Raw genomic sequence first — 22,005 nt, 5'->3', positions numbered from 1 at the left:
AGCGCGAGGGCACCCATGGAACGGATGACCGGGTTCGACGCGAGCCTGCTGTACCTCGAGACCGCCCAGCAGCCCCTCGTCGTGGGGGCGGTCCTGTTCATCGATGTGTCCGGCCTCGAGGTCGAGTACTCCTTCGACCGACTCCGCACCGAACTCGGCCGCCGGATCAAGGAACTCCCCGAGCTGCGGCGCAAGATCTACGACTCCCCGCTCAACCTGGGCCACCCCGCCTGGGTCGAGGAGTACGACCTCGACGTCTCCGCCCACGTCCGCCGCGTCGACGTCGATGAACCGGGCGACGAACGCGCCGTGTTCGAGATGTGCGGCACCCTCGGCAGCCGCCCGCTCCACCGCACCCGCCCCCTGTGGGAGATGTGGATCCTCGAGCACCTCGCCGAACCCGACACCGTCGCCGTCTTCTTCCGCGCCCACCACGCCGTCCTCGACGGGGCACACGGCGCCGACATCCTGCTCAAGCTCAGCCGGGCCGGACGACCCGCCTCACCCCGCGACCTCGACATGGTGCGCGTCGAGGCCGGCAGCGCCAACCCCATCCGGCTCCTCGCCGGCGGTCTGTGGGACTTCACCGTACGACGCCCGCTGACCCTGGCACGGCTCATCCCCGAGGTCCTGACCCTGCCCCTCGCACTGCACTCACCCTCGTCGCCGGCGGCCCCCGCCGAGTCCGCCCCCGACGACGACCGCTCGCAGGACGGGAACGAGGACCTCGTCGTCGTCCCCGGAGCCGCGCCGTTCACCGCACCGCGCACCCGGTTCAACGCCACGATCACCCCCCACCGCGCCGTGTGGGGCACCTCCCTCGACCTCGACGAGATCACCGAGGTCAAGGACGCCTTCGGCGTCACCGTCAACGACGTCTACCTCACCGTGGTGGGCGGCGGACTCCGCCGATACCTCCGGGCCCACGACGACCTGCCCGACCCACCGCTCATCGCAGTGGTGCCCGTCTCCACCCGCGACGCCGACGGCGCCCGCGGGCACAACCGCGTCACCGTCCTGTTCGCGTCCCTGCGCACCGACATCGCCGACCCCGTCGACCGACTGCGCGCCATCTCCGCCCGCACCGGCCGGGGCAAGAAGCAGACCAGGAACAGGATGCGACCCGACCTCATCCAGGACGTCGCCGAACTCGCCCCCGCCACCGCACTGCAGGTGCTCATGCGGATCTACGGCGACTTCCACCTCGCGGACCTGCACCCCGTCGTGCACAACCTGGTGGTCTCCAACATCCCCGGCCCCGAGGAGGAACTCGACTTCCTCGGCGGACGGGTCACCCGCATGTACCCGCTAGGCCCGCTCATGCACGGCTCCGGACTGTCCGTCACCGCCATGTCCGTCGACGGTCAGCTCGACGTGGGCATCAACGCCTGCGAGCACCTCGTCCCCGACCCCGATCTGGTCGCCTCCGGGATCCGCGAGGCCATGGACCGCCTGCTCGAGCTCACCCGCGAGCAGGCACCCCGCCGCTAGAGACCTCGACGATCGGCAACCGCAGCGCACCCGGCGCGTCCTCGGGCACCACCGGGCGCACCGGCTTCACCGGGGACAGGCGACGGTAGGCCTCCCCCTGCGCCGGCCGGGGGTCCGCCTCGCCCTTGTTGGGCCACAGCGACATCGCCCGCTCCGCCTGGGCGGTGATGCTCAGCGCCGGGTTGACGCCGAGGTTCGCCGAGATCGCCGAACCGTCCACGATGTGCATCGTCGGGTAATTCCACACACGGTGATACGGGTCCACGACGCCCGTCTCCGGCGAGTCCGAGATCACGCAGCCGCCGAGGAAGTGCGCGGTGAGCGGGATGTTGGCGATCTCCCCCCACGTGCCCCCGGCCAGCCCGCCGATCTCCTCGGCGATCTTGCGGGTCGCCTCGTTGCCGGCCGGGATCCACGTCGGGTTGGGATCGCCGTGTCCCTGCTTGCTGGTGACGTAGCGGAACGGTCCGAAGCGCTTGACGTACGTCTGCAGCGAGTTGTCCAGGTTCTGCATGACCAGCGCGATGACCGACCGCTGGCTCCAGCGGCGCAGGTTGAACAGCTGCAGGAAGACCTTCGGTTCGCGCCGGACCTCGTTGAGGAGGACGCGCCACCGCGGGAGCGGCCCGTCGCCGTCCGTGAGGAGGGTCTGCAGGATGGCGATGGCGTTGGAACCCTTGCCGTAGCGGACCGGTTCGATGTGGGTGTCCGAGCGGGGATGGAACGACGACGTGATGGCCACGCCCTCGGAGAAGTCCTGCTCCGGCTCGTAGTTCGGGCGCATCGCCCCGAGGATGGCCTCCGAGTTGGTGCGGGTCAGCCTGCCGAGGGCGTCCGAGAGCCGGGGCAGCGAGCCCGAGTCCTTGGCGTAGTGGAGCAGGTGCTGGGTCCCCCAGGTGCCGGCGGCCACGACGACCTGCTGGGCGGACGTGGTCGTGGTGCGCTTGCCGAGCCTGGTCCATGCGCCGGTCCGCTCGAGGGTCACCTCCCACGTCCCGTCGGCGCGCTCGCGCAGGTCGCTGACCGTCGTGCGGTCCAGGATCCGGGCACCCGCGCGCTCTGCCAGGGCGAGGTAGTTCTTCATGAGGGTGTTCTTGGCGTTGTGGCGGCATCCCGTCATGCACTCACCGCACTCGATGCACGCGTTGCGGTCCGGGCCGACCCCACCGAAGTACGGATCCGGCACCTTCTCGCCGGGCTTGCCCTCGCCGCCGGTCTTCTCGCCGAAGAACACGCCGACCGGGGTGTAGACGAACGTGTCCTCCGCGCCCATGTCGCGGGCGACCTTCTTCATGACCTCGTCCGAGTGGGTGTGCGTCGGGTTGGTGACCACGCCGAGCATGCGGCGGCCCTGGTCGTAGAACGGCGTGAGTTCCTCCTCCCAGTCCGTGATGTGGCCCCACTGGCGGTCCTTGAAGAACTGGCCGGTCGGCTTGTAGAGCGTGTTGGCGTAGTTGAGCGAGCCGCCCCCCACGCCCGCGCCGGCGAGGATCATCACGTCGCGCATCATGTGAACGCGCTGGATACCGAACAGCTTGAGCTTGGGCGCCCACACGTACTTGTGGAGACGCCACGACGTCTTGGGCAGGTCGGCGTCCTCGAACCGGCGGCCGGCCTCGACCACCGTGACGCGGTAGCCCTTCTCCGTGAGCCTCAGGGCCGTCACGCTGCCGCCGAAGCCTGATCCGATCACGAGGACATCGGTGTCCGTCGCCGCGGAGGGGGCGGGAGGCGGGGTCGACTGCGTGTGTGACGTCATGATGCAACTCCCGAGGTGGTCGATGTTGTGGGTCACAGTACCCGAGTACAGCTAACTTACTCGACAGTAGCCCGCGGTTTGTCCAGAGGTCGGCTGTTGGTGGCGAAGCCGGCCGGGGCGCCCACCGTAATGGCCGCGCACCCGGGCCCTGGCGGGCTTCCGGGTGCGCGGGCTGGAGGCGGAGGGATCAGGGACGGACGGACAGGTCCACCTTCTGGAAACCCTTGACGTCGGAGTATCCACACTTGGCCATGGCACGCCGCAGGGCACCCATGAGGTTGCGGGTGCCGTCGGGGACGCTTGTCGGCCCCTCGAGAACCTCGGCGAGCGGCGCCCGGGCGGTCTCGTCCCCCACCTCGGCGACGTGCCCCCGCGGGACCTTGGGGTGCGCGGAGACCGAGTTCCAGTAGACCCCGCGGCCCGGGGCCTCGAGCGCGCCCGCCAGCAGCGGACCCAGCACGACCGCGTCCGCGCCGCACGCGACCGCGCGGGCGATGTCACCCGACGTGTAGATGTCACCATCGGCCAGCACGTGCACGTAGCGACCGCCGGTCTCGTCCAGGTAGTCACGGCGGGCCGCGGCCGCATCGGCGATCGCGGTGGCCATGTGGACCTCCATGCCGAGCACCGGCCCGGTGGTGGTGACGCCGTCGGCGCCGCCGTAGCCCACGATCACCCCGGCGGCACCGGTGCGCATGAGATGTAGGGCGGTCTTGTAGTCGACGACGCCACCGGCGATCACCGGCACGTCGAGCCCGCCGATGAAGTCTTTGAGGTTGAGCGGGGCGTCCTCGCCGCTGACGTGCTCGGCCGAGATGATGGTGCCCTGCACGATCAGCAGGTCGATCCCGGCCGCGACCAGACCGGGCGTGAGTTCGCGCGCGTGCTGCGGCGAGACCCGCACGGCCACGGTGGCGCCCTCGTCGCGGATACGCTGCACCGACGCGGCGAGCAGCTCGCGGTCGATCGGCGCACGGTGCAACTCCTGCAGGCGGGCGACCGCGCGATGCCCGGTCACGTCCTCCAGGGCGAGCTCACGCAGCTCGTCGATTGCCGACTCGGGGTCGGCGTGACGGGCCCAGAGACCTTCTCCGTTGAGCACGGCGAGACCGCCGAGCTTGGAGAACTCGACGGCCGAGGACGGGGACACCACCGCGTCCGTCGGATGCGTCATCACGGGGATGTCCATCTGGTAGGCGTCGATCTGCCAGGAGGTCGACACCTCCTTGGAGCTCCGGGTCCGGCGGGACGGGACGATGTCCACCTCGCCGAGCCCGTACATCCGACGGGCCTCGCGGCCCAGGCCGATCTCCACGACGTTGCGCACGCGCCCTCAGTCCTTGACGTTGTAGTTGGGGGCCTCGACGGTCATCTGGATCGCGTGCGGGTGGCTCTCCCTCAACCCCGCAGCCGTGATCTGGACGAACTGGGCGTCGTTCATCTCCGGGATGGTCGCCGACCCCGTGTAGCCCATGCCCGCGCGGAGACCGCCGGCAAGTTGGTGAAGGACCTGTGCGACGTCGCCCCGGTACGGGACCCGCCCCTCGATGCCCTCGGGGACCAGCTTCTCCTCGGAGAGCACATCGTCCTGGAAGTAGCGGTCCTTGGAGAACGACTTCTCATCGCCCGGCTTGCCGCGCCCGCGCATCGCTCCCAGCGAGCCCATGCCGCGGTACACCTTGTACTGCTTACCGTCCACGAAGATCAGCTCGCCCGGGGATTCGGTGCAGCCCGCCAGCAGCGAGCCGAACATACAGGACGACGCACCGGCGGCGATCGCCTTGGCCACGTCCCCGGAGTACTGCATCCCGCCGTCGGCGATCACCGGGACACCGGCCGCCTTCGCGGCCACCGAGGCCTCGAGGATCGCCGTGATCTGGGGCGCGCCCACGCCCGCCACGACGCGGGTGGTGCAGATGGAGCCGGGACCGATGCCGACCTTGATGGCGTCCGCTCCCGCGTCGATCATCGCTTGGGCTGCACCGCGGGTGGCGAGGTTGCCGCCGATGACCTGGACGCGGTCGCCGAGTTCACGCTTGACGCGGGCCACCATGTCGAGGGCGTTGCGGTTGTGGGCGTGCGCGGTGTCGACGACCAGCGCGTCGACACCGGCGTCGGTGAGGGCGCCGGCGCGTTGCCACGCGTCCTCGCCGGTGCCGATCGCGGCGGCCACCCGGAGGCGTCCGTCGGAGTCCTTGGTGGCGTTCGGGTGCTGCTCGGTCTTGACGAAGTCCTTGACCGTGATGAGGCCGGTCAGACGCCCGTCCCCGTCCACGATCGGCAGCTTCTCGATCTTGTGACGACGCAACAGCCCCAGCGCGGCCTCGGCGGTCACGCCCTCGCGCGCGACCACGAGGGGCGCGCGGGTCATGACCTCGTCGACCCTCCGCGACTTGTCCATCTCGAAGCGCATGTCGCGGTTGGTGATGATGCCCACCAACTCGCCGCGCTCGTCGGTCACCGGCAGGCCGGAGATGCGGTAGCGGGCGCACATCTCGTCGACCTCGGCCAGGCTGTCGCCCGGGGCGCACGTGACCGGGTCGGTGACCATCCCGGCCTCGGACCGCTTGACCGTCTCGACCTGCGCGGCTTGGTCACCCACGGACAGGTTGCGGTGCAGGACACCGATACCGCCCTGTCGGGCCATGGCGATGGCCATGCGCGCCTCGGTGACGGTGTCCATCGCCGAGGAGATCAGGGGTACCCGGAGGGTGATCTCCCGGGTCAGTCGCGTGCTGGTGTCGACCTCGCTGGGGACCACCTCGGACGCGGCCGGGAGGAGGAGAACGTCGTCGAACGTCAGGCCCACCATCGCGACCTTGGTCGGGTCGTCGCCGCCGGTGCGTACGGGGCCTTGCGACTCGCTCATCTGCCGTCCTCCTGGGGGGGTCGTCTCGGTGCTGCTTCCGAGGATAGTGGTTACCGGGCCCGCGGCTCGAACCGTCGGCCCCGTGAGACCGTGGTCACGGGTACGGTGGAGGGCGTGAACGATCCCCTACGGCACGGAATGCCGCCCGACCCGTTCGCCGGCGATCCGGATGACCCGGCCGCGGAGCTGGCCGGGCTGGACCCCATCGACGACGGGGTGCCCTCGGGCCCCCTCGACGCCGATGAGCGACGCGCGATCGAGGAGGACCTGGCGGACCTCGCGGAATTCTGTCGACTGCTGGCCCCGATCGGGGTCAAGGGTGTCGCGGTGCAGTGCGAGGACTGCGCGGAGGAGCACTACCACGAGTGGGACATGCTGCGCGCCAACCTCATGCAGTTGCTCGACGACGGTTCGTTGCTGCCCCACGAGCCCGCCTTCGACCCCATCCCCGATGATTACGTCACGTGGGAGTACTGCCGCGGTTACGCGGACGCTGTCCGCGCGATGCGGCCCCGCCGGCTGAACTGGCGTCGCTGACCCGGATAGTGACAGAAGAGCCGATCCCCGCCTCCCGTGACCGGTAGGCGGGGTCGGTTCGTTCGGCGTGCGAAACGTGGAAACCCCTCGGCCACGAGGGGCCGCCGCCGATCAGTTGGTGGGCCGGGTCGACTCCGGCGACTGCTGGGACGACGTCGGGGGCTGCTGGGTCGGGGTGGGCACCTGGGTCACAGTGGTGCGGGACGGTGACGGTTGCACGCCCAGCTGGTCCTCCCCCACGTCCCCGTTCGGACGGCCCGTGGTGGGCGCCAGGAAATCCTGGATCCGCTGGGTGTCGATCGGGATCTGGAGCGTCGTGGAGATGCGCAGACCGTCGAGCGGCAGCGGGATGACCGGCATGCCGGGGGGCGGCGGGGGGATCAGGTTGGACGGCAGCGGCACCGGGACACCCGGAACCAGCGTCGCCGCGCCCGGTGCGGGGGCGGGAGCCGGATTCGGGGCGGGTGCCGGCGCGGGCGACGGCACCGTGCTCGGGGTCACGCGGCTGAGATCGCGCTTGATGGCGTCCCTGCGCTTCATGAGTTCCACACGCTCCGAGGCGTCCGAGACCTCGTCGAGCCGCTCGCTCACCTCGTGGAGAAGGCGTTCGGCCTCGCCCCGGTCGCCCTCGCGGGCGGCGAGGTCGGCGGCGGAGAGGAACTCTGTGAGGTCGTTGACCAACTCGACGTCTCCGGCGCGGTCGGAGAAGATCGTCTTGGACACACCCCAGAGCGGGTCGCCGGGCATCGCGCTGTGCGCGGCGACGGACAGGCCACCGACGATCACGGCGGTCACGGCCGCGGCCCCGGTCACCGCCTGCCAGAGCGCGGGACGCCTGCCGTGATGGTGATCTCCCGAGGAAACCCCCCCGCGCCGGGGCCACAGCCGCGACACGTTCGGTGCGAGAGCGACCTCGATCTGCTCGTCGCTCGGGAGCGCGGGAAGCTCCGCGGAACCGGTCTCGGCACGCCAGTCGGCGAACAGTGCCAGGAGCGGATCGTCCCCCTCGGGGCGCTCTCCGCGTCCGAGGGCGTCGAGGAGCTCGTCGTCACGGTCGACCCCGAGGGGGTCCACCTCATGCTCGTCGAGCGAGGCGTCGTCGTCCCGGGCGCCGGGGTCGACATCGTCGTCGTTCATCGCCATCGCTCCTCTCCGTCCTGTTCGATTCTCGCGCGGAGCTGCTTCATCGCCCGGTGCTGAGCGACGCGCACGGCTCCGGCCGTGCTGTCGACGATCTCCGCCGTCTCCTCCGCGGAGAGTCCGACCACGACACGCAGTCGGATGATCTCCCGTTGCTTCTCGGGCAGGGTGTCGAGAAGGCGGCTCATAGCTCTCGACACCTCGCCGTCGAGGACGTGGTCCTCCGGCCCCGTGTCGGTCGAGAGCACCTCGGGGAGGTACTCCACGGGATCGGACTTGTTCCGCGCGGCGCCACGATGGGCGTCCGCGACCTTGTGAGCCGCGATCCCGTACACGAAGGCCATGAAGGGACGTCCCTGATCCCGGTATCCCGGCAGTGCCGAGAGCACCGCGATCAGCACCTCCTGGGCGACATCGTCAGCAGACAGGTTGGCCCTCTCCGAGCCTCCGACGCGGGAGCGGCAGTACCGCACCACACCGGGTCGCACGAGCTCCAGCACACGCGCTGCAGAGGCACGGTCACCCTTGACCGCGTCGGCGACGGCGAGTTCCAACTCGTCTGCTGTACCTGTCATCGGATTCGGAGGGCCACGCGTTACACGGATGTGTTACGGGGCCAGGCCTTTCTCTCGGGGCGCGACACGGGTCGCGACGGGTCCCACGCCCGGGCCCGGGGGCGGCCGGCGCGGCTCGCGCTCAGAATAGGCGCCTGACCGGAGTGTCGGGGGAGTACTGCTGAGCGCCCAGCGTAACCCTTGCCGGCGACGCGGGACCACACGACCGGCCCGTGACACCGGACGGGCCCCGCCCCCGCCGGAGCGGGGAACGGGGCCCGTGTGCCGGTCGCGATCAGTGGGAGTGACCGGCGTGCGAGTGCGCGTCGGCGCTCTTCTCCTCGGGCTTCTCGACGATCGCGGTCTCGGTGGTGAGGACCATGCGAGCCACCGAGCAGGCGTTGACGACGGCGGAGGAGGTGACCTTCACCGGGTCGATGATCCCGGCGGAGACCAAGTCGCCGTACTCGCCCGTCGCGGCGTTGAAACCGTCCCGCGGGCCGAGGTCCGAGACCTTGCTGACGACGACGGAACCGTCCTCGCCGGCGTTGGCGGCGATCCAGAACAGCGGGGCGGACAGCGCCTTGCGGACCACGGTCACGCCGACCTTCTCATCGGCGTCGGCGGTGTCCTCGGCGAGCCGATCGAGTGCGGCGGCCGCCTGCACGAGCACGGAGCCACCACCGGCGACGATGCCCTCCTCCACGGCGGCCTTGGCCGAGTTGACGGCGTCCTCGACGCGGAGCTTCCGCTCGGTCAGCTCCGTTTCGGTGGCCGCGCCGACGCGGATCACGGCGACGCCACCGGCGAGTTTGGCGATCCGCTCCTCGAGCTTCTCGCGGTCCCAGTCGGAGTCGGTGGCCTCGGCCTCGCGGCGCAGCTGGGCCACGCGGGCGTCGACGTCGGCCTGGTCGCCGGCGCCGTCGACGATGATCGTCTCGTCCTTGGACACGGTCACCCGGCGGGCCTGCCCGAGCACCTCCAGTCCGCACTCGGACAGCTTCATGCCGAGGTCCGGGCTCACGACCTGACCCTTGGTGACGATTGCGAGGTCCTCCTGGAAGGCCTTGCGGCGATCACCGAAGTACGGGGCCTTGATGGCGACGACCTTGAGCGTCTTGCGGATCGAGTTGACCACCAGGGTCGACAGCGCCTCGCCGTCGACGTCCTCGGCGACGATCAGAAGCGGCTTGCCGGTCTCGGCGACCTTCTCGAGCAGCGGGAGCAGGTCCGGCAGGGAGCTGATCTTCTCGCGGTGGAGCAGGACCAGGACGTCCTCGTAGATGGCCTTCTGCTCGTCCGGGTCCGTGACGAAGTACGGGGAGAGGAAGCCCTTGTCGAAGGCGATGCCCTCGGTCACGGCCACCTCGGTGTGCAGCCCTTGCGACTCCTCGACGGAGACCACGCCGTTGACGCCGACGGCGTCCATGGCCTCGGCGACCATGCGGCCGATCTCGGGGTCACGCGAGGACACGGTCGCGACCTGCGCGACGGCTTCGGAGCCGGAGACGGGCGTCGCGGCCGAGCGGAGGAACTCCACGACGGCGGAGGCGGCCTTCTCGATCCCCTTGCCCATCGCCATCGGGTTGGAGCCGGCCGCGACGTTACGCAGCCCCTCGCGGATGAGGGCCTGGGCGAGCACGGTGGCGGTGGTGGTGCCGTCGCCGGCGACGTCGTTGGTCTTGGTGGCAACGCTCTTGACGAGCTGCGCCCCGAGGTTCGCGAACGGCTCGGCGAGCTCGATCTCACGGGCGATGGAGACGCCGTCATTGGTGACGGTGGGGCCGCCGAACGCCTTGGCGAGCACGACGTGGCGGCCCTTGGGGCCGAGCGTGACCTTGACGGTGTCGGCGAGCTCGTCGACACCGGCGAGCATGCCCTTGCGGGCCTCCTCGTCGAACGCGATCAACTTGGACATTGATGGAACTCCTGGAGGGAAGTGGGTGGTCGGGTCGATACGGTGTCGCGGCGTGAGACACCTCCGCCCCGGTGGTGCCTGGCAGTCGCCGGCGCCGCCGGGGCGGGGTTGACGCAGCTCACGTCAGTCGATGACCGCGAGGACGTCGCGCGAGGAGAGGATCAGGTACTCCTTGCCCTCGTACTTGATCTCAGTGCCGCCGTACTTCGAGTAGATGACCTTGTCCCCCTTCTTGATGTCCATGGGGATGCGGTCGCCGTCCTCGTCGAAGCGGCCCTCGCCGACCGCGACGACGGTGCCCTCCTGGGGCTTCTCCTTGGCGGTGTCCGGGATGACGAGGCCGGACGCCGTGGTGGTCTCGGCCTCGAGGGCCTCGACGAGAATCTTGTCCTCAAGCGGCTTGATCGCCACGATGATCCTCCCGTATGGGGTGTGGCCGCCCGGGTCTAGGGCGGCTCGGAGTGTGGTTCGAAGATCCGGGACACCGTGGGCGTCCCGTTGTTTCCGTACGACCCGGCCCGCCGCGTGCGCCGTCGCGGGTGACGCCCTCGGTGCACCGTGTCTATTGGCACTCTACACAGGCGAGTGCCAGCACTCAAGGAAACCGCGTGCAGGCTCATCCCGTTGCGGATCCCCCCGCGGCCGGTAGGCTCGCCCGCACGCACGGACATCAGCCACCAGAACACCTCTGCCCGATCCGATTTCCATCGAGGACAGCGAGGCCCAGTATGACCGCGGTCGCCCCTTCCGACATCGTCTCCGCGTCCGTCGAGGCCGGGGAGCAGAAGGCCCACGTCCCCGGCTGGCAACTGGCGCTGCGCGGCTTCCTCGCCGTCTACCTGCTCGGCGCGGCCACGACGCTGGCCGTCATGGTCACCGACGCGACCGGGGTGGAGATCGTCGGTGCCGTCCTCTTCCCCATCGGCCTCACCCTCGTCGTCCTTCTCGGGTGGGAACTCGTCACCGGCGCGTACGGTCTGGTTCCGCTCGCGGCGCTGGAGAAGCGGGTCCGCGTGCGGGACTGCCTGCGGGTTTTCGGATGGATGATCCTCGGCCACACGATCGGGGGCCTGGCCGCCGCCTGGATGATCACCTCCGTACTCACGGGGATGGGCACGGAACCGGATGCGACCGGAGCCCAGGCCCTCGCCGACCTCGCGGTGGAGAAGACGATCGCTTACAAGGAGGCGGGGCTGGTCACCGGGTTGGGCTGGGTGACGCTCAGCGCGGTGCTGTGTAACTGGCTGGTGGCGCTGGGCGTGATCATGTCGTTCTCCTCCTCCAGTACCTCGGGCAAGATCCTGGCCATCTGGCTGCCCATCCTCACGTTCTTCGCGCTCGGTTACGAGCACGCGGTGGTCAACCACTTCACGATCCCCGCGGGGATGATGCTCGGGGCGGACGTGAGCGTCGCCGACTGGCTGCTGTGGAATCAGATCCCGGTCCACATCGGAAACTTCATCGGCGGGTTCACACTCGCCGGGCTCGGCCTGTACTTCGCACAACGGACCCGCGTCCACCGCGTCGGTCCGACCGAGGACTGACCCGCCGGTGTCCGACCCGTATGAGCCGGCGCCCCCGGCAGGCGGTAACGAGCTCGCCGTCGTCGCCCTCGTCGTCGCCGTGGCCAACGTCGTCTTCGGCTCGTTCCTCGGCCTGTTCGTCCCGCTGGTGCCCGCGGTCATCACCGTGATCGTGGTGATCCTCGGGCACGTGTCGCTCGCGCAGATAAGGCGTCGGGGCGAGGAGGGCCGCGCGATGGCGATCTCTGCCCTGGTCATCGGCTACCTCGGCATCGCGTGGGTGTTCGTGCTCCTCGTCCTGGCGCTGACGTCCGCCGCGATAGGGATGGCCCTGCTCGGGTTCTAGCCCCGCGCGCCGTGCGGGCCCCGCGCGCCGTGCCGGCCCCGGTCGCCGGGCCGCCCGGGGGCGGAGTCAGGCGACCTGCGTGACCTCGACCGGCAGGCCCGGGTCGGCGGCGACGGTCAGCGGACTGGGCGCGGCGCCCGAGGTGAGCAGGGCGGAGGCGACCCCCACGACCATCGCGCCGTTGTCCGTGCACAGGCGCGGCCGCGGGACACGCAGTGTGAGGCCGGCCTCGGCACACCGGTGGGCGGCGAGGTCGCGCAGTCGCGAGTTGGCCGCCACGCCGCCGCCGATGAGCAGGGTGTCCACGCCCAGGTCTGTGCAGGCCCGCACCGCCTTCATGGTGAGTACGTCGGCGACGGCATCCTGGAACGACGCCGCGACGTCGGCCACGGCGAGCCGCTCGCCGTCCCGTTCGGCGGCCTCGATCCGCCGGGCCACGGCGGTCTTGAGTCCGGAGAAGGAGAAATCGTGCCGTGCGTCACGCGGTCCGGTCATGCCACGGGGGAACGCGATGGCGCGGGGGTCACCGGTGGCGGCGAGGCGGTCGATCACCGGTCCACCCGGGTAACCGAGGCCGAGCAGACGGGCGACCTTGTCGTACGCCTCGCCCGCGGCGTCGTCGACGGTCGACCCGAGTTCCACGACCGGTTCGGTCAGCGAGCGCACGTGCAGCAGCTGGGTGTGGCCGCCGGAGACCAACAGGGCCACGCACTCCCCCAGCGGCCCGCCGTCGAAGCCCGCGACGGCGACGTGGCCGACCAGGTGGTTCACGGCGTAGAACGGCACGCCCCAGGCCGCGGCGTAGGCCTTGGCCGCGGACGAGCCCACGAGCAGCGCCCCGGACAGCCCGGGCCCGATGGTGGCGGCGACGGCGTCGGGCCGCTCCACCCCGGCCTCGGCGAGCGCGGCGCGGACCGTGGGGACGAGCGCCTCGAGGTGGGCGCGGGAGGCGATCTCCGGGACGACGCCTCCGAAGCGCGCGTGCTCGGACATCGACGAGGCCACCACGTCGGACAGCAGATCGGCCCGCCCGTCGTCGTGGACCCGCGCCACGGCCACGCCCGTCTCGTCGCACGAGCTCTCGATCCCCATGACGGTCCTCATCGGCCGCTCCCCTCTCCCGTGTCGCCGCCAACAGTGTCCCCGCCTACAGTGTCCCCGCCGCCGCCGCCGTCCGCGCTGCCGGTGACGTCACGGTCCGCGCCGCCGCCCCGCGCCGGCCGCACCATGAGATGCGCGTCGGCCATGCTGGGCCGGTAGTACCGGGGGCGCAGGCCCACGACCTCGAACCCGTGGGCCTCGTACAGCGTGAGTGCGGGGACGTTGTCGGTCCGCACGTCCAGGACGACCGGCGCGCCCTCGGCATCGGCCACCTCGAGCATCCGCCGCAGCAGCGCCCGTCCGATACCGCGTCCCTGGTACTCCGGGTCGACGCCGATGGTGTGCACCTCGAACTCGCGGTCGCCCTCGGGCCCGAGCCCGGCCAGGACCGCGTAGCCGACCAGCCGCCCGTCGCCGCGGGCGGCCAGGCACGTGGTGTGACGTGAGCCGATCTCGGACAGGAACGTCGCCGCCGACCACGGGCCGTCGCCGCGGAACAGGAGTCTCTCCAGGTCAGCGCACCGCAGGGCGTCGTCGGGGACCAGCGCGTCGTGGACGACGTCGGCCGGCGTCGCGGTCATCGCCCCACCCCGCGCAGGGCCGCGGAGGGTTCGGCGCGCCGGGGCGGCACCGCGTCGGGGCGCCGCAGGTAGAGGGGCTCGAGCGGGACCGGTGTCGCACCGGCGAGCAAGGCGTCGGCCGCCGCGGTGACGAGCCCGGCGGGGTCGGGTGAGTGCACGCCGTCGAGGACGCGCGGCAGCGGGCCACCCGCGCCGTGGTCACCCGGAGCGGCGGTGGGGCCGTGGGCGGGGTCAGAGCCGCGGACGCCGTCAGAGCCGTGGGCGTCGGTGACCTCGCGCAGGCGGGCGGGGTCCCCGGCGAGGTGGGTGGCGCCCGTGAGGTCGATGTCGGCGGATGGCCCCACCGTGGGGCCCGACGTCCGCACGCCCTGCGGCGAGTAGCGGGCGTGATACGCCTCGCGGCGCCGGGCATCGGTGACGACGACGAGGTCCCCGCCGGCCCCGGCGGCGCGCGCGGTGGCCGCGAGCCCGTCGAGCGAGCACACTCCGTGGACCGGTCTCCCCAGGGCGTCGGCGAACGCGGCGGCGGTGGCCATCCCGACCCGCAGCCCGGTGAACGGACCCGGCCCGGTGCCCACCACCACGGCGTCGAGGCCGCCCGCGGACAGGCCGGCGTCGGCGAGGCAGTCGAGGATGTGCGGGGTCAGCAGTTCCGCATGGGCACGGGCGTCCTCGGTGACGCGGGTGGCCAGTGTCGCGACCACGGGGCCGTCGCCACCGGGCACGAGTCGGCACACCCCCGCGGTGACGAAGGGGGTCGAGGTGTCGACAGCGAGGACCAGCACGGGGTCAGGGTACCGCCGGGCCGGCCGCGCGACCGGGCGAGGCGCCCCGGCTCCAGCCGGCGGTGCGCACGTCGGTGCCGTCGGGCCGGCTCAGGGTCACCACGAGCGGGGCCTCGACGAGGGAATCGACGAACCCGGCGCCCCACTCGACCACCACGACATCGGAGTCGAGGGCCGAGTCCAGGTCGAGGGACTCGAGTTCGTCGGCCAGGTCGCCCGTCGTGGGCCGGGTCCCGTCCGGGTCCTGCCCGCCGAGGAGACGGTAGGCGTCGACGTGTACGAGCCCCGGACCCCCGGGCCTCATGGGCGGGTGCCGGCGCGCGATGACGAAGGTCGGCGAGGTCACGCGGCCCCGCACGCCGAGGCCCGCTGCGATACCGGTGGTCAGGGCGGTCTTGCCCGCGCCGAGGGGGCCGTCGAGCACCACCACGTCGCCGGCGCGGAGCAGTCCGGCCAACTCGACGCCCAGCGCGCGCGTCTCGTCGACCGTCGGCAGGTCGCGCTCCCCCGGCACATCGATCGTCACGATATCCGGCTTCCGTCGGCGCGGCCCGCCCGCTCGAGGCGGCGCGACTCCATGATCGCGTCGGCCACGAGGTCGCCCAACACCTCGGACACGTGCGCGGGCTCCTCGAGCATCACCATGTGCCCGGCGCCGGGGACCACGACGAACTCGGCGTCGGGGAGCTCCTCGACGATGTCGACCGACCGGTCCAGCGGGGTGAGCAGGTCCCGGTCACCGCAGAGGACCGTCGTGCGGACCTCACGGAGAACGGGCATGGCGGCCGACTCGTCGTGCCGCGTGAGGGTCTCGAAGAAGTTGGCGATGGTCAGCACGTCGGTCGAGGCTATGAGCTTGTCCACGAACCGGGCGACGGTCGGACTGACCGTGGCGGGGTCTCCGAACGACCCACCGTAGATGAACGGCGAGATGATCGCCCCGAGCGCACGTCGGCTGCTGGTGAACACGCCGGGGCTGCGGCCCGCCAACCCGGCGAGGCGGGCCACGCTCTTGTTGTCGAGCACTGACCCGAGCCCGGCCTCCGAGAGCTCCGCCATCGCGGTGGAGACCAGCCCGACCCCCAGGACCCGCTCACGGACGGTCTCCGGGTGACGGGAGGCGAACCCCATCACGGTCATCCCGCCCATGGAGTGGCCGATCACGACGACGGGCCCGGTCGGCGTGGTCGCCGAGATGACGGTGTCGAGGTCCCGGGACAGCTGGTCGATGGTCGCGTTCTTCCGCGAGCCGGACCCGCTCAATCCGTGCCCGCGCTGGTCGTAGAAGACCATCCGGATCTCGGAGCCGAACCGGTCGGCCAGATGCCGGCGTTGGAAATGCCAGGTGTCCATCGACAAGGTGTAGCCGTGGACGAACACGACCGTCATCGGCGCGTCGGTGGGCCCCGCCTCGCGCACCGCGAGCGGGACACCGTCGGTCGCGGCAACCATGGAGCCACGGTCCACCCCGAGCTCCCACATGTCTTCGCCGGCCCACGGGTCGTTGGCGCGTCGGCCGGGCAGCAGTGTGACGACGGAACCGAGAGTGGCGGCGCCGAGCGCGCTCAGGCCTGCGCGCAGGCCACCGGGCGTCCGGATCCGTTCGGCGACCGCCTCCGCGTCGCGCGGCGTGCCCCCGGCCATCGCCGGCGGTCGGATCTCGACCGGGGTCCCGGCGGCCGACCGCTCGGGCCGTTTCGGGAACCGCAGCCGGGGCCTACCGCGCGGGTCGCCGCCGAGCTCGTCGTCGTGGTCCTCGCTCATCTCCCCGTCCCCCGCCCGGGCCCGGGCGCGGCCCCCTGCCCGGCCCCCGGCGCGGCGTCGTCGCTCCGCGCGACGGCGTGGGTCCCCAGCGCGGACGGCACGGGGTGACTGCCGTGCATCACGTGGTGGCGCGCGGCCCGGCCGCGCACGGCGGTGACCACCTCGTAGTGGATGGTGTCCAGGGTCTCGGCCCACTCGGCGGCGGTGGGCCCGCCGTCGGCGCCCGTGCCGAACAACACGGCCGTGTCCCCCACCCGCACCGCCTGGTCGGGATCGGGTCCGAGGTCGACGACGAACTGATCCATACACACGCGGCCGACGTTCGGATAGCGCCGCCCGCCGATCGAGACGTCGAGCCGGCCCGAGAGCAGCCGCCACACGCCGTCGGCGTAACCCGCCGCGATGAGGGCGACGGTGGTGTCGTGGGGGGCGTGCCACGTGTGCCCGTAACTCACACCCTGCCCTGCAGCCAGCCGCTTGACCATGAGCACCTCGGCCGAGAACGTCATCGCCGGCACCAGATCCACGTCCAGGCCCTCGACCGGATTCAGACCGTAGAGCGCGATCCCCGGCCGCACCATCTCGAAACCGTCCTCCGGCCGCGTGAGCGCGGCCGCCGAGTTGGCGTGGTGGTTGACCGGGCACTCCAGACCCCGCGCACGCGCCTGCGCCACGCACTCGTGGAGCCGGGCCACCTGCAGGTCGATGACCGGGTTACCCGGGTCGTCCGCATGGGCGAAGTGGGCCATCAGCCCCGTGACCTCGACCTGCCCGCCGGCGGTGGCCGTGACGAGCCGCTCGAGCACGGCCGGCCACTCCTCGAGGGAGATGCCGGACCGCGCGAGGCCGGTGTCGATCTTGGGGGTGACGCGGGCACGACGGCCCGTGCGGCGCGCCGCCTCCAGGACGGTGTCCAGATGGACCGGGCTGGGAATCGCGAGGTCGACATCCGCCTCGACCGCCGCGCGAACGTCGTCCGAGGCGGAGTAGAGCCACGCGAGGATCTCCGCGTCGATGCCCGCCGATCGCAGCTGCAGGGCCTCGGCGATGGTGGTCACCCCCAGCGCGTGCGCACCCCCGCGGAGCGCGGCCAGGGAGACGGGGACGGCGCCGTGCCCGTAGGCGTCGGCCTTGACCACGGCCATGACCCGCGCCCCGCGGGCAGACCGGACGAGGACGCGACTGTTGTGCTCGATCGCGTCCAGATCGATCTCGGCGCGGCACGGTGCCGGGGGGACAACTGGACCCATTCTGTCAATTCTGCCAAAGAGCGCCGGCGGGCACCGATTCCCTCCCCCTCAGCGCCGAGATCGCCCCCGGTATCGCGGCCAGCAGGTCGGAGGCACCGATCGGCGCGCCCGGCCCCCCGCGAGCACCGCCCGCGCCCACGGTGTGCCGGTGCGCCGCCCGGCGCGCTGCCTCCCCGTGCACCGTGACCGCCTCGACCGCCGGCCGCGCCGGAGATCCGTGCACCGCCCTGCCGCTCGCGAGCAACGCGCCCACGATCCCGGCCAACACATCTCCCGAACCGGCCGTCGCGGCCCACGAGGAACCGGAGTCCACCGCGAACGTCGTCTCGCCGTCGTCGACCAGGGTGACACGCCCCTTGAGCAGCACCGTCGCCTCGATCCCACGGTCCCGCAGACCCGCGACGTACCGGCGCAGCGCGCCGGGGCGGTCGCCGCGGTCCCACCCGCCGGTGAGCCGGTCGAACTCGCCGGCGTGCGGGGTGAGCAGCACCGGAGCGGTGGCGCTCCGCAGCAGGACCGGATGGGCGGCCACACAGGTGAGGGCATCCGCGTCGAGCACCGTCGGTCGCCCCTCCGCGAGGACCGCGTCGACGTCCGCGACCGCGTCCGGCCCCGTCCCACCGCCGGGCCCCACGATCCACGCCTGGGCACGCCCCGCGTCGGCGACCGTCGGGTGGCACACCACCTCGGGGCGGGCGGCGAGCACCGCGTCCGCCCCCGACCCCACGTACCGCACCAACCCGGACGTGGCCGCCACCGCCGCCGACACGCACAACACCGCCGCGCCCGGATACCGCTCGGACCCGGCGCGCACCGCGACCACGCCCTGCGTGTACTTGTCGTCGTCGGGCCCCGGCACCGGCCAGTGGCGCCCCACCTCGGCGGGGTCCGGGCACCGCACGGCCGCCGGCCCGGCCGGCGGTTCGGTCAGGCCGATGTCCACCAGCTCGACGCTGCCGCACTCCGGCGAGGCGAGCAGGTGCGCGCGGCGCAGCATCCCGAAGGTGACGGTAAGCGTCGCCCGCACGTGCGGCTCGTGGACAGTTCCCGTGTCGGCGTCGATCCCGCTGGGCAGGTCCACCGCCACCCACGGCACGCCGGCCGCGACCATGCCCTCGACGATCCGCGCCGCCTGGTCGCGCAGCGGTCCCCTACCGTTCAGACCCACCACGCCGTCGACGGCGACATCGGGAACGGGTACGTCGGAGCCCCCGGCCTCCGCGCCGCGCACCCGCCCGCCGGCGCGACGCAGGGCGGCGAGACCGCGTTCGTGCACCCGGTCCGGGCTCAGCAGAACGGCCTCCACGCGACACCCGCGGCCCCGGAGGATCGAGCCCGCGTACAGGGCGTCCCCGCCGTTGTCGCCGCTCCCCACCAGGAGCAGCACGGAGCGGCCGTACACGCCGCCGGTGCGCTCGCGCAGCAGTGCGGCCGTGTGGTGGGCGACGCCCGCCGCGGCGCGCCGCATCACCGCGTCGGGGTCCCCCGCCGCGGCGGCCGCCTCGACGAGCGGACGCTCCGCGGCGCGGATGACCTCGACGGGATGGGCGCGCCTCATGATCTGACTACCGCGGGCGGGTCACTCCACCGTGACGGACTTGGCGAGATTGCGGGGCTTGTCCACGTCGTACCCGCGCGCGGCGGCGACCTCGGCGGCGAAGGCCTGGTACGGGATGGTGGCCAGCAGGGGCTGCAGCAGCGTGGTCGAGGCCGGGATCGGGATGAAGTAGTCCGAGAGCGGCCGGACCACCTCGTCGCCCTCCTCGGCGATCACGATGGTCCGCGCACCACGGGCCCGGATCTCCTGGATGTTGCTCACCAGTTTGGAGTGGAGCACCCCGCGCCCCTCGACCGGCGGCATCACGATGAAAACCGGCATGCCCTCCTCGATGAGGGCGATCGGGCCGTGCTTGAGCTCCCCCGCCGGGAAGCCCTCGGCGTGCATGTACGCCAGTTCCTTGAGCTTGAGCGCGCCCTCCAGTGCCGTGGGGTACCCCACGTGGCGACCGAGGAACAGCACCGACTTGGAGCCGGCGAGCTCGCGCGCGATCCCCCGGACCGGGTCCAGGGAGTCGACGACCTTCTGGATGTCCTCGGGCATGCGCTCGAGCTGGCGGAACTCGGCCGCCACCTCGTCCGGGTACTTGGTGCCGCGGGCCTGCGCGAGCGCGAGACCCACCAGGTAGTTTGCCGTGATCTGCGCGAGGTACGCCTTGGTGGAGGCGACGCCGATCTCCGGGCCGGCGTGCGTGTACAGGACGGCGTCGGCCTCGCGCGGGATCTGCGAACCGTTGGTGTTGCACACCGCCAGGACGCGGGCCTTCTGGGACTTGGCGTGGCGGACCGCCTCGAGGGTGTCCGCGGTCTCGCCGGACTGGGAGATGGCCACCACGAGCGTGGATCGGTCCAGCACCGGGTCGCGGTAGCGGAACTCCGACGCGATCTCGACCTCACACGGGAGCCGGGTCCAGTGCTCGATCGCGTACTTGGCGACCATGCCCGAGTGGTACGCACTGCCGCAGGCCACGATGAACACCTTGTCGATGTCACGTAGGTCCTGGTCGCTCATCCGCTGCTCGTCCAGCACGATGCGACCGTCCTGGAAGTGACCGAGCAGGGTATCGGCGACAGCCCCGGGCTGCTCGGCGATCTCCTTGAGCATGAAGTAGTCGTAGCCGCCCTTCTCGGCCGCCGCCAGGTCCCAGTCGATGTAGAAGGGACGGCCCTCGGAGGGCTCGCCGGCGAAATCGGTGATCTCGTAGGAGTCCGCGCGCAGGACCACGACGTTGTCCTGCCCCAGCTCGATGGCGTCGCGGGTGTGCTCGATGAACGCCGCGACGTCGGAACCGAGGAACATCTCGCCCTCACCGACACCCAGCACGAGCGGGGTCGAGCGCCGCGCGGCCACCAGGACGTCCGGGTGGGCGGCGTGGCTGAACACCAGTGTGAAAGCGCCCTCGAGGCGACGGAGCACCGTGCGACACGCGGCCACGAAGTCCCCGCCGCTGCCACCCGACTCCATCTCCCGGCGCAACAGGTGGGCTGCGACCTCCGAGTCGGTGTCCGACTCGAGCTCGACGCCCGCGGCCTCGAGCTCGGCACGCAGCGGGGCGAAGTTCTCGATGATCCCGTTGTGCACGATCGCGACATCGCCGGAGACGTGGGGGTGCGCGTTGCGGTCACTCGGACGGCCGTGCGTCGCCCACCGGGTGTGACCGATGCCGGTCGAGCCCGGGAAGCCACCCTCTCCCGCGGCCGCGAGCGCGGCCTCGAGATTGGCGAGCTTGCCCTCCTTCTTCTCGACCCGGGAGGCCCCCGACCCGTCGAGGACGGCGACGCCCGCTGAGTCATAGCCGCGGTATTCCATCCGCCGCAGGGCCTCGACGACGACTGGGAGGGCGGGGCGATGCCCGACATAACCGACGATTCCGCACATGGGCGCTAAGTGTAGCCACGAGGTCTGACAGCCCCGGCACCCTTAGCGCCCGCGAGGCGATACTGTGGCCATCGTGGCCAAGAAGACCAAGGAACTGCACGCCAGGGTGAGTCGACGCGGACCCTACGGCGTCGACAGGGGTGACCTCGGGTTCACCGGCACCCCCGGCGTCGTCTACGTCCCGCGCGACGCCCCGACGCCCGCGCCCGTCGTGGGATGGGCCCACGACTGGACCCGGGGGCCGCGGCACTACGTCGACACTCTCAAGCACCTCGCGTCGTGGGGTTTCGTGGTGGTGGCACCGGCCACCGATCTCGGGGTGCGCCCGAACCACCAGCACTACGCGGACCACCTGTCCGCGGCTCTCGAGGACACCCTCCGGGCGGCCCTCGGCCGCGGGTCGGTCCGTGCGGATCCGCGGCGCATCGGCCTGGCCGGTCACGGCCTGGGCGCCGGCGTGTCCGCACTGCTGGCCTCACAGCGCACCGACATCGACGCCGTCGCGATGGTGTTCCCCACCGAGACGGTCCCGTCGGCCGCGGACCGGGCGATGACCATCGACTCCCCCGCTCTGCTGCTGTCCGCCGCCGGCGGTGTCCACGCGGAGGACGCGCGAGCGCTGCACCTCGCGTGGCGGGGCGACCTCGTGCACCGGCGTCTGGACAAGGCGATCGAGGGCGGGCTGGTCGAGCGCAACGCGCTGATCGAGCGGATCGGACTGGCAGACCCGGACCGCCGCACGCACAGGACCGTGCGTCCGATGCTGGCCGGCTACCTGCTGGCGACGCTCGCCGGTGACGACACCTACGCGGCGTTCGCGGATCCCAGGGCGAAATTCAAGGACGCGGTCCCCGTGACGGACGAGATGCTGGAGGAGCCGGGGGACGACCCGCTGGCCACCGCGCCCCCGTTGCTCAAGCTGTTCAAGTCAATCACAGGCGGCTGAGCGGG

General features: G+C 71.8%; 20 protein-coding genes. 5 read left to right on the top strand and 15 right to left on the bottom strand.

All coding sequences use genetic code 11. From position 1 onward, the window contains the following. The first annotated feature begins 24 nt into the window (after positions 1–24). Positions 25–1,491, top strand: a complete 1,467-nt coding sequence (locus DPA01S_RS03145; RefSeq protein ID WP_232302984.1) for a WS/DGAT/MGAT family O-acyltransferase — start codon at positions 25–27, stop codon at positions 1,489–1,491. Here the strand turns inward: DPA01S_RS03145 and DPA01S_RS03140 are convergent. The 3 genes from DPA01S_RS03140 to guaB all read right to left on the bottom strand — a co-directional run bounded on the left by DPA01S_RS03140 (position 1,463) and on the right by guaB (position 6,119). Further along, the gene (locus DPA01S_RS03140) at positions 1,463–3,250 is read right to left on the bottom strand and encodes an FAD-dependent oxidoreductase (RefSeq protein WP_061914047.1); all 1,788 of its coding nucleotides are present in this window, start codon (positions 3,248–3,250) and stop codon (positions 1,463–1,465) included. The genes DPA01S_RS03145 and DPA01S_RS03140 overlap by 29 nt on opposite strands. Before the next feature lie 187 nt (positions 3,251–3,437). After that, a complete protein-coding gene (locus DPA01S_RS03135; RefSeq protein WP_061913979.1) occupies positions 3,438–4,577 on the bottom strand; it encodes a GuaB3 family IMP dehydrogenase-related protein in 1,140 nt (379 codons plus the stop codon). A 6-nt stretch (positions 4,578–4,583) separates the two neighbouring features. Next, positions 4,584–6,119 (bottom strand): IMP dehydrogenase, encoded by a 1,536-nt coding sequence (guaB, locus tag DPA01S_RS03130; RefSeq protein WP_061913977.1) that lies wholly within the window; start codon positions 6,117–6,119, stop codon positions 4,584–4,586. Between the two features lie 114 nt (positions 6,120–6,233). Here guaB and DPA01S_RS03125 point away from each other — a divergent pair, with 114 nt between their 5' ends. Further along, positions 6,234–6,656 carry a DUF5319 domain-containing protein gene (locus DPA01S_RS03125; protein ID WP_061914045.1) on the top strand — a complete coding sequence of 141 codons (423 nt, stop codon included), beginning with the start codon at positions 6,234–6,236 and terminating at the stop codon, positions 6,654–6,656. A 111-nt stretch (positions 6,657–6,767) separates the two neighbouring features. Here the strand turns inward: DPA01S_RS03125 and DPA01S_RS03120 are convergent, their stop codons facing one another. From DPA01S_RS03120 to groES, 4 genes are all read right to left on the bottom strand, one after another. Next, positions 6,768–7,793: a hypothetical protein gene (locus DPA01S_RS03120; protein ID WP_084374657.1), complete on the bottom strand. Its 1,026-nt coding sequence runs from the start codon at positions 7,791–7,793 to the stop codon at positions 6,768–6,770. After that, positions 7,790–8,371, bottom strand: coding sequence for a sigma-70 family RNA polymerase sigma factor (locus DPA01S_RS03115; protein WP_061913973.1), 582 nt, complete (start codon positions 8,369–8,371; stop codon positions 7,790–7,792). The genes DPA01S_RS03120 and DPA01S_RS03115 overlap by 4 nt, the downstream gene beginning before the upstream one ends. A gap of 274 nt (positions 8,372–8,645) precedes the next feature. After that, positions 8,646–10,268, bottom strand: a complete 1,623-nt coding sequence (gene groL, locus DPA01S_RS03110; RefSeq protein ID WP_061913970.1) for a chaperonin GroEL — start codon at positions 10,266–10,268, stop codon at positions 8,646–8,648. A 123-nt stretch (positions 10,269–10,391) separates the two neighbouring features. Then, a complete protein-coding gene (gene groES, locus DPA01S_RS03105) occupies positions 10,392–10,679 on the bottom strand; it encodes a co-chaperone GroES (protein ID WP_061913968.1) in 288 nt (95 codons plus the stop codon). Between the two features lie 317 nt (positions 10,680–10,996). On the opposite strand from groES, the gene DPA01S_RS03100 reads away from it, so the two are divergent. Both DPA01S_RS03100 and DPA01S_RS03095 read left to right on the top strand, forming a co-directional pair. Continuing rightward, positions 10,997–11,812, top strand: a complete 816-nt coding sequence (locus DPA01S_RS03100; protein WP_061913966.1) for a formate/nitrite transporter family protein — start codon at positions 10,997–10,999, stop codon at positions 11,810–11,812. Between the two features lie 7 nt (positions 11,813–11,819). Then, positions 11,820–12,137, top strand: a complete 318-nt coding sequence (locus DPA01S_RS03095) for a DUF4190 domain-containing protein (protein WP_061913964.1) — start codon at positions 11,820–11,822, stop codon at positions 12,135–12,137. A 66-nt stretch (positions 12,138–12,203) separates the two neighbouring features. On the opposite strand, the gene tsaD is transcribed toward DPA01S_RS03095, so the two are convergent. From tsaD to glmS, 8 genes are read right to left on the bottom strand one after another with little or no spacing between them, the layout of a single operon-like run. Next, the gene (gene tsaD / locus DPA01S_RS03090; RefSeq protein WP_061913962.1) at positions 12,204–13,241 is read right to left on the bottom strand and encodes a tRNA (adenosine(37)-N6)-threonylcarbamoyltransferase complex transferase subunit TsaD; all 1,038 of its coding nucleotides are present in this window, start codon (positions 13,239–13,241) and stop codon (positions 12,204–12,206) included. Beyond that, on the bottom strand, positions 13,238–13,819 hold the full coding sequence (gene rimI / locus DPA01S_RS03085; RefSeq protein ID WP_061913960.1) for a ribosomal protein S18-alanine N-acetyltransferase: 582 nt from the start codon (positions 13,817–13,819) through the stop codon (positions 13,238–13,240). The genes tsaD and rimI overlap by 4 nt, the downstream gene beginning before the upstream one ends. Then, complete coding sequence (gene tsaB, locus DPA01S_RS03080) at positions 13,816–14,604, bottom strand: tRNA (adenosine(37)-N6)-threonylcarbamoyltransferase complex dimerization subunit type 1 TsaB (RefSeq protein WP_061913958.1); 789 nt, start codon at positions 14,602–14,604, stop codon at positions 13,816–13,818. The genes rimI and tsaB overlap by 4 nt, the downstream gene beginning before the upstream one ends. 4 nt (positions 14,605–14,608) lie before the next feature. Beyond that, positions 14,609–15,130: a tRNA (adenosine(37)-N6)-threonylcarbamoyltransferase complex ATPase subunit type 1 TsaE gene (gene tsaE / locus DPA01S_RS03075; protein ID WP_061913956.1), complete on the bottom strand. Its 522-nt coding sequence runs from the start codon at positions 15,128–15,130 to the stop codon at positions 14,609–14,611. Next, positions 15,127–16,368: an alpha/beta fold hydrolase gene (locus tag DPA01S_RS03070; protein WP_181365938.1), complete on the bottom strand. Its 1,242-nt coding sequence runs from the start codon at positions 16,366–16,368 to the stop codon at positions 15,127–15,129. The genes tsaE and DPA01S_RS03070 overlap by 4 nt, the downstream gene beginning before the upstream one ends. Then, complete coding sequence (gene alr / locus DPA01S_RS03065; RefSeq protein WP_061913954.1) at positions 16,365–17,618, bottom strand: alanine racemase; 1,254 nt, start codon at positions 17,616–17,618, stop codon at positions 16,365–16,367. Before alr ends, DPA01S_RS03070 begins: the two co-directional genes overlap by 4 nt. 4 nt (positions 17,619–17,622) lie before the next feature. Beyond that, positions 17,623–19,176, bottom strand: coding sequence for a bifunctional ADP-dependent NAD(P)H-hydrate dehydratase/NAD(P)H-hydrate epimerase (locus DPA01S_RS03060; RefSeq protein WP_061913952.1), 1,554 nt, complete (start codon positions 19,174–19,176; stop codon positions 17,623–17,625). 21 nt (positions 19,177–19,197) lie between these two features. After that, positions 19,198–21,054 carry a glutamine--fructose-6-phosphate transaminase (isomerizing) gene (gene glmS, locus DPA01S_RS03055; RefSeq protein WP_061913950.1) on the bottom strand — a complete coding sequence of 619 codons (1,857 nt, stop codon included), beginning with the start codon at positions 21,052–21,054 and terminating at the stop codon, positions 19,198–19,200. 73 nt (positions 21,055–21,127) lie between these two features. Between glmS and DPA01S_RS03050 the strand changes: the two genes are divergently transcribed. Then, on the top strand, positions 21,128–22,000 hold the full coding sequence (locus DPA01S_RS03050) for a dienelactone hydrolase family protein (protein WP_232302983.1): 873 nt from the start codon (positions 21,128–21,130) through the stop codon (positions 21,998–22,000). The last annotated feature ends 5 nt before the right edge of the window (positions 22,001–22,005 follow it).

Source organism: Dietzia papillomatosis NBRC 105045, from assembly GCF_001570845.1.
GTDB classification, from domain to species: Bacteria; Actinomycetota; Actinomycetes; order Mycobacteriales; family Mycobacteriaceae; genus Dietzia; species Dietzia cinnamea.
The sequence above is the reverse complement of the archived record's forward strand: the minus strand, read 5'-3'. Positions and strand labels throughout refer to the sequence as shown.